General features: G+C 65.9%; 10 protein-coding genes. 5 read left to right on the top strand and 5 right to left on the bottom strand.

Going from position 1 to position 12,158, the window contains the following annotated elements:
• From ON44_RS50575 to ON44_RS29025, 3 genes are all read left to right on the top strand, one after another.
• Positions 1 to 236: hypothetical protein (locus ON44_RS50575; RefSeq protein ID WP_218007651.1), on the top strand; the 236-nt coding region annotated here is incomplete at its 5' end.
• A gap of 2 nt (positions 237 to 238) precedes the next feature.
• Entirely contained in the window at positions 239 to 2,080 is a 1,842-nt protein-coding gene (locus tag ON44_RS29030; RefSeq protein WP_040695655.1) for a dynamin family protein, read from the top strand.
• Positions 2,081 to 2,214: 134 nt separating this feature from the next.
• Entirely contained in the window at positions 2,215 to 3,645 is a 1,431-nt protein-coding gene (locus ON44_RS29025) for an Hsp70 family protein (protein WP_051182561.1), read from the top strand.
• Between the two features lie 6 nt (positions 3,646 to 3,651).
• Here the strand turns inward: ON44_RS29025 and ON44_RS29020 are convergent, their stop codons facing one another.
• Positions 3,652 to 5,130 carry a dynamin family protein gene (locus tag ON44_RS29020; RefSeq protein ID WP_040695654.1) on the bottom strand — a complete coding sequence of 493 codons (1,479 nt, stop codon included), beginning with the start codon at positions 5,128 to 5,130 and terminating at the stop codon, positions 3,652 to 3,654.
• Between the two features lie 266 nt (positions 5,131 to 5,396).
• Between ON44_RS29020 and ON44_RS51385 the strand changes: the two genes are divergently transcribed.
• On the top strand, positions 5,397 to 5,645 hold the full coding sequence (locus tag ON44_RS51385; protein ID WP_169338109.1) for a hypothetical protein: 249 nt from the start codon (positions 5,397 to 5,399) through the stop codon (positions 5,643 to 5,645).
• 33 nt (positions 5,646 to 5,678) lie between these two features.
• On the top strand, positions 5,679 to 6,341 hold the full coding sequence (locus tag ON44_RS29015) for a S1 family peptidase (RefSeq protein ID WP_040695653.1): 663 nt from the start codon (positions 5,679 to 5,681) through the stop codon (positions 6,339 to 6,341).
• A gap of 29 nt (positions 6,342 to 6,370) precedes the next feature.
• Here ON44_RS29015 and ON44_RS29010 read toward each other — a convergent pair whose 3' ends face one another.
• The 4 genes from ON44_RS29010 to ON44_RS28995 form a co-directional block, all read right to left on the bottom strand.
• Entirely contained in the window at positions 6,371 to 7,066 is a 696-nt protein-coding gene (locus ON44_RS29010) for an FHA domain-containing protein (protein WP_083898209.1), read from the bottom strand.
• 308 nt (positions 7,067 to 7,374) lie between these two features.
• Positions 7,375 to 9,006 (bottom strand): tetratricopeptide repeat protein, encoded by a 1,632-nt coding sequence (locus ON44_RS29005; protein ID WP_040695652.1) that lies wholly within the window; start codon positions 9,004 to 9,006, stop codon positions 7,375 to 7,377.
• A complete protein-coding gene (locus ON44_RS29000; protein ID WP_040695651.1) occupies positions 9,003 to 10,823 on the bottom strand; it encodes an ABC transporter permease family protein in 1,821 nt (606 codons plus the stop codon). Before ON44_RS29000 ends, ON44_RS29005 begins: the two co-directional genes overlap by 4 nt.
• Entirely contained in the window at positions 10,820 to 12,112 is a 1,293-nt protein-coding gene (locus tag ON44_RS28995) for an ABC transporter substrate-binding protein (protein WP_040695649.1), read from the bottom strand. The genes ON44_RS29000 and ON44_RS28995 overlap by 4 nt, the downstream gene beginning before the upstream one ends.
• Positions 12,113 to 12,158: the final 46 nt, after the last annotated feature.

The following is a 12,158-nucleotide window of genomic DNA, read 5'->3' as shown; positions in this document are numbered from 1 at the left end:
AGGCACCTGCCGATCAGCAACAGCCTGTCGATCAGCAGGCACCCGCCGACCAACAGCCGCCCATGGACCAGCAACCGATCGACGAGATGTCCATGGACGACGGCCTGCCGCCCGTTGATGTCTACAACACGGGTTCCGACGGCCTCGGCATGGGCGCTGGGACGGAAGACATGTTTTCCGAAGGGCCCTTGGCCGATATCGGTGACACCATCGCCGACGCCATGGACATGTTCTGAGCATGCGAGCCGATCAACTGCCGACCGGTGGATCGGCGGCTGCCGTCCCGCCCCTGTTCGATTGGTTGATCCGACTCGCACAGTCGGCCGACCGGGAAGACCTGGTCGGCACCCTCCAATCCGTGCGCCGCCGATCCGCCGACGCTGCCATGCGGGTCGCCGTTGTCGGATTGCGCCAGCAGGGCAAGAGCCAGCTGATCAATGCCCTGCTGAACGAGCAGGTCTGCGTAGTCGGTGACCGTCGAGCCACCACGGTGGTCACCATCGTCCGGCACGCGGACGAACCGGTGGCGAAGCTCGTGGTCGAGATGCCGCACGCCGAAACTCCCGTCGCGACTGCACTGCCATTCGGTGAGTTGCAGTCCGATCTGGCGAAGTCCGCGCACGCGCGAGGCGGTCAGGTGGTGTGCGCGGAGGTCGGCATCGATACCGCGACGCTGCCCAAAGGTCTGGCCCTCATCGACACCCCGGGGGTCGGCGGCATCGGCCAGCGGCATGTCCCGCGAGTATTGAACGAGGTGGCGCTGGCGGACGCCGTCATCATCGTCACCGACGCCAGCCAGGAGTTCACCGAACCCGAATTTCGGTTCGTACAGCAGGTGATCGGTCTGTGCCCCACGGCCGTCATCGCGTTGACCAAGGTCGACACCTACCCCGAATGGCGCCGAATCGCGGACGCCGACCGGCGCCACCTCGCCGATGCCGGAGTCGGCTGCCGAATCATTCCTGTTTCGTCGACGCTGCGCGGCCATGCGGTACGCCTGCGCGACAAGGAACTCAATGCCGAATCCGGCTATCCCGACCTGCTCGCGTTCCTGCGCACCGAGGGTCTCGCCGACATCGCAACCAAACGGCGCATCCGCATAGCGCGGGATATCGAGTCCGTCGCACACCATCTGACCGTGCCGTTCGAGGCGGAGTTGAATGCGTTGCGGGACCCAGGCTTCCAGCAGCGAATGGCCGAGGAGTTGAAGGCGCGCAAGGACATGTCGGACGCGCAGGTGAAGTCGGCGCGGTCGTGGCAGCAGGTATTGAACGACGGTGTCGCGGACCTCAATTCCGAGATCGACCACGACCTTCGGGAACGGCTGCGGAGCATCAACAAACACATCGAGTCCGAGCTCGCGGACGGCGACCCGGACAAGAAATGGCCGGTGCTGACCGAGTGGGTGCAGGAAGAGGTGAACGCTGCGGTCGGCGACAATTTCGTCTGGGCATACCAGTCCGCTCAGGCACTGGCCGAGCGGGTGGCGGCATCGTTCGCGGCGGACGGCAACGGCGTCGATCTTCCCGTGCTCGAGGCCATCTGCGAAGGCGACCTGATCGACCCACGGCTGCAGATCGGTGAGCTGCGCGATATGAAGGCTTCGCTGGCGGACAGGGGCCTGACCGCGGTTCGCAGTGGCTACAGCGGCGCGATGATGATCGGCATGGGCGCCACCATGGTCGGCGCGGCGATGATGAACCCGATCACGATCGGAGCCGGAGTCGTGATCGGCGTGAAGGCCTACCAGCAGGACCGCGCCGGACGACTGGCCCGCCGCCGCAACGTCGCTCAGCTCACGCTCCGAAAGTACGTCGACGACGTGTCCTTCCAGGTGCACAAGCTCTCCCGTGACCGCCTCCGGAATGTGCAGCGGGAGCTGCGCGATCACTTCAAGGAATCTGCCGAGCAAGCCTTGGCGTCACTGCAGAGTTCGATGAAGGCAGCACAGGACGCAGCGGGCATGGAGCGCGTGGCGCGGGAAAAGCGTGCGGCCGAGGTCGAGCAGAATTTGACCGCGCTGGCCAGAGTTCGCGAAGGCGCTACCCGGCTGCGTGCCGTGCAGTCGCAGCGAACGTAGCCGATTCCACCTTGGGTGAACGAACCTCACCCCATGCGGGGTCCGGTTCACCACTTGGGGATATGGCAGACGGTCCGTCTGTGCAGGAGATTTATAAGCGCAAATCCCCAGCGACCATCAACCGAGAGGTGTGCATGTCCGGCAGTCTTGGCATCAAGATCGGCACGGCCGATTTCGTCACCGCAGCTGACGCGGCGTCCGGAGGTTCCGAGCGGCGCGCCCCACGTCTCCAGACGACCCAGCACCAGGCGACGTTGATCATGACCCAGGGCATGGCGCCAACACTGTCTCCAATCGGCAGCGGTCCCCGTCCGGCGCACATGGGACTGGTAGTCACCGGATTCGTGGACCGCGTCGGCGACCCGATCGATCTCGTCGCCGCCGACGGTTCCGCCCATCGGCCGGAGAAACTCGTCGCCAGCGCCGTCCAGTACCTGACGCGGTATTCGGCCGGTGTGTTCGCCGGGCCGCCCACCATCGCGGCGACATATCCCAGCTACTGGCAGCCACAGGGCGTACAGGCGCTTCGCGATGCGCTCGATCGGATGGACATGGCCGGTGTGGCACTCGTGGACGAGGTCGGATCGATTCTCGCTCGTGTCGAGTCGACACGTGGGCTGCCTTCGGACGGCGCCGTCGTGGTGTACGACCTCGGCGGCAACGGCCTCAGCGTCTCGGTGGCCCGCGGTACCGAACAGATCGGCAGAACGGTCCGCAGCGCGGAATTCGGTGGCAAGCACATCGATGACGCCATCTTGCGGCACGTTCTCCGAGGTCTCGCCGACGAACTCGGAGACATCGATCTCGCGGCCCCCGCTTTGCTGGCGCCACTGAACGAACTGCGGCTGCGCTGCCGGCTGGCCAAGGAGACACTTTCCACCGAAACTGCCGCGGTGATCGAGGTGGAGCTGGGACCCGTGCGTCACGATGTGCGACTTGTCCGCTCGGAGCTCGAGGATCTGATCAGAGAGCAGGTTGTCGAGTCCGCCGGACTTGTCCGAGAAGCCCTGCGCACCAACGAAATCGATGCCGGCGACGTGCGAGCGGTAGTGCTGGCCGGCGGAGCGTCGGCAACCCCGCTCGTAGCCGAGGTGTTGTCCGCGGAGTTGCACGTACCGGTGATAGCGGAACCCGATCCCGGCCTCACATCGGCGAATGGCGCTGCGCTGCTGGCGCGGTCTTCGGTAAGTGCCGCCCCATCGGCGCCGGTGCCGCCGCTATCAATGCCGACACCGACTCCCGCTACCCCGCCGCAAGCTCCGGAACCGCCTCGGTCCGCCGAGTCGGTCGCGAGCACACCGCCGGTGGCAGTCGCAGCCGCGAATCCGGTGGCGCCGGAATCGACCGGAGGTGGCAGAAAGGTCGGCAGTCGACGTCGTAAACAAGCACTTCTCGCCGCGGCGGCGATTGCTACGCTCGCAGCGGCGATTGTCGGAATTGTCGCGCACAGCGCGCCGAAGACCGAGCCACAGCAGCCCGCGGTAACCGAACAAGTTAACGACACGCCTTCACCTGCCGCGACAACCACCACGCAACTCCCGTACCCCACCAGGCATGTTTCATAAGCAGTGCTATCGAAGACCCCGCCGCAATTCGCTCAGCACGCCTTCGGCGCTGCGGGCCGCCACAATGCAGGCATTGGCGGTGAACTGATCTGCGAGCGGGTGGTCGGCCCGGGATCGCCATCGTCTGATTTCCGCCAATGCGACGTCCTGGCCCACACCCGCGACCGCGAACGGTTCGATTCCCAAGCGTTCGGCCGGCCCCGTCCCGTGACCGCCGATCACCCGTTGCAGATCGGTGAGTTCGTGTTCGGACAACACCGTCTCGGTCGAGCGGAGCCGACTGAGGAGCCGGAGTTCTTCGAAACCGTGCACATTCGCGAGCAGTGTCGCGACTTCCCGGCCGAGCGGTACGGCCTGCGGGGCCGGGTCGGCGGCGAATATCTGCCGCAGCATCAGCAGCGCGGTATGTGCCTTCAATTCGTCCGCCCGCTGGCCGAACTGAATGTCGATGACGCGCTCGAGTTCGCCGATGCCGCTGCGTGCGATCAACTCGTCGACCAGAGCCGCCGAATCGCTGGTTCCGGACCGTAATCGCGTCAGTGCCAAGCCGATTCCGAACAGCCCCAGACGTCTGACGAGGTGCTGTCGCGCCGCGGAATCAATCGGCAGAAAGTCGGCTCGCTGGAATCGGTCGGCCGAGAGCATGGCCAATTCCAGGTCGGCCGGTGCGACCGTGGCAAGCTGGCGAAGGGCCACGAACTCGCTCTGTCGAAGCGTTTTCGCGGTAAAGGCGAGCAAACCCGCAACCGGTACGGCCGCCTGACACAGGCCCGTCGTTTCCAATTCGCGCGTGAAGTCTTTGGCGGCCACGCGGGCGGAGTGCATTGCGTCCGGACGGCCCGCACCGAGTTCGTCTGCCCGCGAGAGGACGCCGACGATTCCGAGCGGACCGGCGTTGCCGCCGACGTGCTCGCCGATCTGACGAATCAGTGCGAGGTCGGAATCGTCGAGCGAACGAAACAGATAGACCACCGCATCGGCTCCGGCGGAGCCGGTGTCCGGAGTCAGCAACCGCAGTGTGCGCGCGGACACATCCCTCGACAATGACGTGGTTCCGGGGGTGTCGATGATCGTGGTACGCGCGAGGCGGGGCACCGGCCAGTCGACGTCTATTCGATCGACCTGCGCGGCCATAAGCTTGCCGAGGTCGAACGTCAGACCACCCTCGACCCGCTGGATCGGCACATACTCGGCCCGGCCGCTCGCGAGGCGGGCGATGACCGTCGGCGTGGCACCGTGCCGGTACCAGGTCACGACGCGGGTGCATTCGGTGGCGTCGGTGGGGGCGATATCTTGGCCGACCAGTGCGTTGAGCAGTGTCGACTTTCCTGCTTTGACGGCACCGGCCAATGCGATGCGCAGCGGTTCGTGCAGCCGTCGCGCGCCCTCTTCGAGGCGATCGGTAGCGGCACGGTTACCGAAGTAAACGCGGTGGGCGGTCTCGATGATTCTGTCGACCCTGGCAATCGGCGCCGCGGTGTTCATGTCGGCACTCGGGTAACCCGCATGGTCTCACCCATACCGAACATCATCGCGCCACCGAATCCGCAGCGCGTACCTATCACTTCTTTCTTTGTGATGACGTGCTCCGATGGCCCCGGGGGCGACGGCTCGCGCCACTGAGGTGTGAGTGTTTCCAACCCGGGGGAGGATGATCTTCCGCGCACTCTACGAGGAGAGTTGGTGGTGTCCACGTGCGGGAGGCCTTCGACGGGCGAGGGCGTCCCTGAAGCTCAGTCGAAGGAACCATCATGACCAGCACCAAGATTCGCGCAGCCGCAGCAGCGGCAGCGCTCGCACCGATGATTGCTCTCGGGTCAGGCGTGGCTACCGCCGCTCCCGCCCCGGCCGCTCCCCCTGCACCTGTCCAGGTGGCGCCCGCCTCCGAACAACTCCCCCCGCAGGTCGAGCCTGCCATTTTGTGGTGGAACCCATTCCTGTGGTGGGTCTGCTTCGTACCGCCGATCTTCCCCTTCGGTACGGCCGTCTGCCTCGCATGACCGGATAGTTGCAGCTCAGCGATTGGATTGGACATGTTCAGGAAGCTCGCGAGGGCTGCGGTTGTGCTCGCAGCATGCGCAGCGCCGGTCGGGGTGCAAGTAGGCACTGCGCATGCCACAGACCCGTCGGTACTGGGCGGCGGTTCCGGCATCATCGTCAACGACCAGGGCGTCTGCACGCTCACCACGATCGGGCACGATGCCGCGGGTCGGCTGGTCGGGCTCACCGCAGGTCATTGCGGTGACGCGGGTACCACGGTCGTTTCCGACGCCAACCGTGACGCCGGCGTCGTGGGCACTTTCGCCTACGCGAACAACGATATGGACTACGCCGTCATCGTGTTCGATCCGGACAAGGTCGTACCCGTGAACCGCGTGGGTAATACGACGATTACCGGTCTGGGCGGTCCGGCGCAGTTCCCGGACATCGCGTGCAAGGAAGGCTATACGACGGGCCAGACCTGCGGGCTGGCCTACGGAGATGCGTTCCAGACCAACACCTGGACCTGGACACAGATATGCGTCCTTCCCGGTGACTCCGGCGGCCCGGTCGTGGTCGGCACAACGCTCGTAGGCATGGTGAACGGATACCTGAAGGTGCCGTGCCTGGGACCGCAGCTCGGCGCGAATATCGCCGCCATCATGGACGACATCGATGTGCGCGGTGCTATCGGAGCGGGTTTCCACCCGATCTAGCTGAATCACCGCACATTCCAGCCGAAGTCCTACCGCCCGTGGTGGTGATTGACGATCACGCCGCTGTCGAGTGCGCGCTCAACCAGAAACATGCGCTTTTTGTTCTGCGGGAAGGATTCGACGTCGAATATTTTGAACAGCGCCCGCATATGAGTCTTCACGGTGGCGACACTCAGGCAGAGATCGTCTGCAATCTGCCAGTTCGATGCGGGGTAGGTGAACCCGGTCTCAGCGTCGTACGGGCGACACAATGCCTCGAGAATCAGATACTGAGCGTCGGTCAGCGCAGTACGGGCCGGTAGACCGGCCTGGGCAATCGTTCGTTCATCCTCGGATGGGTGGCCGTCGGTGAAGATGAATACCGATGTGCCGAGCCGAATCATATCGCCGGACTCGAGTTTGTGATACCCGCCGATACGTTCGCCATTGACGAAAGTCCCGTTTGTCGACAACCCATTATCGATGACGACCCAGCAGTCGCTCAACCGCTTGATTATGGCGTGCAGGCGCGAGACGGTCGCGTCGGCGGTCACGGTGATATCGGCCGCCTCCGACCGCCCGATTGTCATACTGTGCGTGTCGCGGTCGAGTGGAATCTCGCGCCAATTTCCGTAGCCGATCCGGTGGGAAAGAGTGCCACCACCGGCCGACTGCTGCCGCGCATGTTCGCCTGCGTCCGGGTAGGGGTCGTGACGCAGCGCCTGTTGTCCGTATGACGTGGACATGATGCGTCGTTCCCAATCCGAGGTACGTCATGAACTGCGGGGCACCGATCTTATAAGACTCAGAATGCGCTGTTCTGCCGCGCGATGTACGAATTCAACTAACTTGATATCCGGGGTGGGGGTCTGATCGTTCGAGAGGTCTCATTTTCGGAAATATTCCGGACCATGAGTTCGGCAACCAGGGTGTCGGGTTGATCGTCCGGTTGCAACGCTTCGACTGCCGAGTCCAGGGATATCAGCCCGCGAGCACTGGTCCGAATTCGTCGAAGGTGGTGTCTCGATCGAACTGTTCCACAGTCGGTGACCGGCTATTGCGGATCCGGGGCGGGCAGCGGCCAGCGATCCACGGTGTGCAGTGTCGAACCGGCTTGGCGCGCATAATGTTCGGCGTGCAGGGCGGCGGGGTGCAGGCGGCGGGCGGCGGCCAGCCAGCCGCCGGCCTGCCGGAGAACTTCGGCACGGGTGAGCGCAGGGTCGTTACCCAGCAGCAGACCACCGTGTTCCGGCGCGAGGACCACCGCCGATCCGAGGTGCTGCAGGCAGCGGCCGGTACCGAGATCGTCTTCGAGCTCGCGGTAGGCGGTGAGAGCGCGTTGCCAATGCCGAAGGGCCCGGCGGGGTTCACCGCGGGTCCACCAGAGGACGCCCAGTGTTTCGTGCGTCTGAGCACGACCGGCGGGATCGCGGCCGTCACGGGTCAAGGATTCGGCCAATTCCAGGCGGTCCTGGGCAGCGTCGAGACGACCTTCATGTAAGTGGACGACGGCCAGGTTGATCAGCGCACAGACCGCTCCGGCCGGATCCGCTCGCGGCAGCAACCACCAGGCGGCCTCCAGTTGTTCTGCCGACTCGGACAGCACGGTCGGACTCGGCGGCGCGGCCTCGAGTCGATGCAGGGCGGTGTAGTGCGACCAGCGCGCGGACAGGCTGGTGGACAGGGCGCGTGGCCGGTACTTCGGCGGCCGTCGGCGTAGGCGGCCCGCCCGCAGTGCAGCCAGCTCGCCACGCAGCGGGAAGTCGTCGGGATCGGTGAGTTCGCACAGCGCCTGCGCGACGCCGTAGGCATTCTCGGGCAAACCCTTCCGGGCGAACCAGACGTCGAGGGCGTCCGCGATTCTGGCGAGTTCGTGGACCGCCGCCGTCGGTAGCCGCGTCGCCGGAATCGGGAAGAGCGTGCGCAGATATTCTTCTTCCGCTTCGAACCAGCGCCGCGCCCCCTTGGCGAAACGAACCGTTTCCAAGGCGATCGCCCAGCGGTTGGCCCGGTCCGCGTAGTGATGCAGCAGTGCGCACAACGCCGCCCGCCAGTGTGGTCCGCGCACGACCTCCGCGGTGAGCGGCAGCCGCGGAGCCTTGCGCAGGCAATATCGGTCGGCGCCGAGATAATCGAGGACTCCGCGTACCTCGAGGTCGGCCAGCAACAGGGTCGCGGTGCGCCCGTCGGGGGCGGAATCCGGGGGTAACCGGGTCGGCGCCTCGAGGATGGCAGACAGCACCGCGAGCAGAGCGGCTGTCTCGAATTCCTGGACCGGCAGGTCCCGCAATGCGGCGAGGATGGGATCGTGATCGAGTTCGGAAAGCTGTTGCGGCGGATCAGGACAGTTTCTGGTGTCGACGAAGCGTACCGGCTCGCCGGGTTCGACGAGTTCGGCGATCAGGGCGAGTTCCCTTTCGGTGCGCACTCTTTCGCGAAAGCTGTCTATGCGTCGGTAAGCCACATACGCGCCGGCGCCCAGCACGGCGACGATGGCGAGCCCGCGCAGCACCCCGCCGATCACCTTGACGACATCGCTGTCGCCGAGTGAGTTGACCACGATATTGCGACCGAGTTCGAGTACCAGCGCCCACGCGACGACCTCCGCGGTGCCGAGCACACCCTCCCAGATCGATGACCGCGGCGTGATCTGCTGCGGCGCCTCGTATCCGCGTGGCGCAGTCACGACAGCGTCCCGCCGGTCAGTCCCGGCACCAGCCAGCGCCGCCACGTGGCAAGCAACAGCAGCACGGGCAGCACGGCCGACAGCAGCGACCCGGCCGCCAATTCCGGGGCGTTCTCGTTGAATTGCCGCGCCTCGCCCCACAGCAGCAACGACCAGGGGCTGGCACCCGCGCCGTTCATCATCAGCCCGATGAAGAAGTCGTTCCACACCTGGATGAATTCCAGTACCGCGACCGCCACCACGGCGGGACCCGCCGATGCCAGCAGCCGCCGCGTGACGGTGCCGGGACTGGCCAGCCCGTGCAGCGCCGCATCGGCCGGAGTGTCCGGCGGGGCCAGCATCGCACCGCGCAGGATCAGGATCGCGATCGGCAATCCCGCGGCGGCGTGCACGAAGATCAACGGAATCCTGGTGCCGGACAAGTTGAACGTGTCGATGAACGCATCGAGGGAACCCAGGTAGCTCTGCGCGGGCAGCACCGACAGGACGACCAGGGATACCACCGCGATCCGCGAGACCACGCCCTCCTGACGCCCCGCGGCCAGTCGATGCGCCACCGGAAGTGCGGCCGCCACCACGACGACCGTAGCCAACCCGGCCACCAGCAATGTCGTTTGCCATGCCGCACGGAAGGATTCATCGCGCCACATGCCGGTGAGCGCGGAAAGCCCGAATCCCTTGGGGCCGTTCAGACAAACGGCGATCAGTACCAGGATCGGCACCAACGCGAACAGCGACACCACGGCGATCCCGATCGCGCGTACCGGACCGATGCGGCGACTGGCATCCACCGGCGGCGAAACCGCCACATGGGTCCGCCCGCCGCGCTGTCCGCGCACGCCGGTCCGCGGCAGCCAGGCCACGAAGCCGACCAGCACCGCCAACGGCAGTGCGTACGCCGCGGCGACACCCGCGCCGAGATCGCCGTCGGTGGCCAGTCGCCACCACTGCACGGTCGCACTGTCGAGCTGATACTGCATCGAACCGGGTACCCCGATCAGCACCACATCGAAGACCCTGGCCGCGGCCACCGCGACGACCAATCCGAGGATGAGCAGGATCGGACGCACCAATTCCAGCAGGCGCAGTAGCGGGAAACGCTTTCCCTGCCCGTGCAGGTAGCCCGACCGCACCGGATCCGCCTCGATGGCACGGATATCGGCGCGCAACAAGCCGGTCAGGAAGCCCAGCCAGGTCCACAGAAACGCCGAACCGAGCATCAGCGCGAACCAGATCCGGTACCCGCCAACGCTTTCGATGCCGAACCGAGTGGCGAGATGTTGGAAGATAATCCGGAAGGCGACACCCGAGACGAATGCCGAGATACCGAACGGCACGATCAGCGGCGCCCACAACCTGCGCGAATCACGAGACAACCAGGCGATGCCGATGGCGACGAGCAGCAGGACCAGACCGAAGACGACCCACAGCATGGTCAGCAGGTACGCCCATCGTCCGTCGCCGGCCAGGGCATCGGCGAGCAACCAGAGCCCCAGCGCCGTGAGCACGGCGCAAACCGCCAGCACCGACCGGCGCGCCCGGCTCGGCGATCCACGCCTGCGGATCAGGGTGAAAGCGACGGCAGCACAGGCAACAAGGGTGCAGGAGAACACGATTCGCGGACGCGCGGGCACCGCGATCGCCACCGTCCACACCGCGGGCGCCACCAGCAATGCCGCAATCAACCCGACCGCCAGCAGACCCGCCCAACCGAGCCAGCGATGCGGCCGCCCGCCCGGTATCAGTGGGCCGCGCATCCGGCGAGTCGCGAGCTCGATGCGCAATCCGTTGGCACGGAAGTCGGCCACACCCGTCATCGGCGACTCCGCTCGAATCCGTCCAGTGCGGCGATCGCGCGATCGATCGCGGCATCCGGCCGCTGGGCGGCATCGTCACCGATCGCGACGAGAAAGTCGGTCAGTATGCGCCACAACCCATTGCGGCCGCCCACCGCTCCCAGCTGATCGGACAGATCGAACGCGCTCCACGGGCTCTGCGAACGCGCGATCGGTTCCAGCAGTGCCGAATAGCGCACGGTGGTCCGGGTATTCGGGGCGATGAAGCCGCCGTCGCCCTGAATCCAGGGCAGCGGCGCCTCCGGCGCGGCCAGCGCCTTCACCACCTCATCGGCGCGCGAGCCGGCGTATTTGGTCACCACCATGACATCGCCGCCCACAATCCGTGGCCGTTCACCACCGAAACCTGTGACCGGGAACGGTGCGATACCGACCGCCTCCTCGGGCCGCCGACCCGAGGCTCGAAGGCACTCGCGGACAACGGGTTCGGCGAAATCCGGCGCGATCACCATGGCGGCGCGGCGGTGCTCGAACACCTCTCGAATTGCGTCCGGGAACTGGCGGGTCAACGCCACCGCGACGCCGCCCGCGATGGCATGCCGTCGGCCCCACAGCCGGGCGAGATTTTCGAACGTTGCGCGCACGGCAGGCCGGTCCCAGACGCGCTCCTGTGTGGTGGTCGTCAAATCGTCATAGGTGCGCGGAGATTCGGCGCGCAGCACATTTTCGAAGACATCGGTCAGTACCCAGCCGTCCGCCGCGGCGAGGGCGAGCAACCGGGTCGGCGTGCCCGCCAGCACCTCGATCCGCTCGACCCAATCTGCGATCGTCCAATCGGCTGGGTCGCCGAGGTGGTACTTGTCGACGGTCTGCCGGTCGTACCAGACCAGTGACTTGTCGGCGGCCTTGAACGGCACCCCGTACGGTTTTCCGTTGTGGTACAACAGCTGTCGCCACAACTCGGGATACCGCGCCCCTTGGTCGTCGGTCCACAGCGCATCGGAGACCGGCCGAAGCCTACCGTCGTCGACGAGCGCGCGAACCTGACCGGCCTGCGGCAGCAGCACGATATCCGGCGCCGACTTCCCGCCCGCGCTGAACGCGGTACCGACCTCGTCGCCCATCGGAATCACATCCAGCGATCGTGCGAACGGCATCGGCTCCAACACCTTCCGGAAGGCAGCCAGCTCCGCCCCGCTCCACGACACCCCGATCCGGATCGACCCCGAATCGCCCCACAACAGCTGCGGCGCACACGCGGCCAGCGGCAGCACCCAACCCGCTTGCAGCAAAGCTCTTCTCGTCCCCATGCTCCCCCAACAGAGCGGTTATGGTGTCGCCGAGGATTATTCCATC

The sequence above is a fragment of the Nocardia vinacea NBRC 16497 genome (genome assembly GCF_000308835.1).
In the GTDB taxonomy this organism is placed as follows: domain Bacteria; phylum Actinomycetota; class Actinomycetes; order Mycobacteriales; family Mycobacteriaceae; genus Nocardia; species Nocardia vinacea.
Note: the sequence above shows the minus strand (reverse complement) of the source record. Positions and strands in the feature narration are given on the sequence as shown.

Bases quoted from the DNA above. Each gene is read 5' to 3' on its own strand.
- ON44_RS29030 (WP_040695655.1), top strand. From the start codon at position 239: ATGCGAGCCGATCAACTGCCGACCGGTGGATCGGCGGCTGCCGTCCCG.
- ON44_RS29025 (WP_051182561.1), top strand. From the start codon at position 2,215: ATGTCCGGCAGTCTTGGCATCAAGATCGGCACGGCCGATTTCGTCACC.
- ON44_RS29020 (WP_040695654.1), bottom strand. From the start codon at position 5,130: ATGAACACCGCGGCGCCGATTGCCAGGGTCGACAGAATCATCGAGACC.
- ON44_RS51385 (WP_169338109.1), top strand. From the start codon at position 5,397: ATGACCAGCACCAAGATTCGCGCAGCCGCAGCAGCGGCAGCGCTCGCA.
- ON44_RS29015 (WP_040695653.1), top strand. From the start codon at position 5,679: ATGTTCAGGAAGCTCGCGAGGGCTGCGGTTGTGCTCGCAGCATGCGCA.
- ON44_RS29010 (WP_083898209.1), bottom strand. From the start codon at position 7,066: ATGTCCACGTCATACGGACAACAGGCGCTGCGTCACGACCCCTACCCG.
- ON44_RS29000 (WP_040695651.1), bottom strand. From the start codon at position 10,823: ATGACGGGTGTGGCCGACTTCCGTGCCAACGGATTGCGCATCGAGCTC.
- ON44_RS28995 (WP_040695649.1), bottom strand. From the start codon at position 12,112: ATGGGGACGAGAAGAGCTTTGCTGCAAGCGGGTTGGGTGCTGCCGCTG.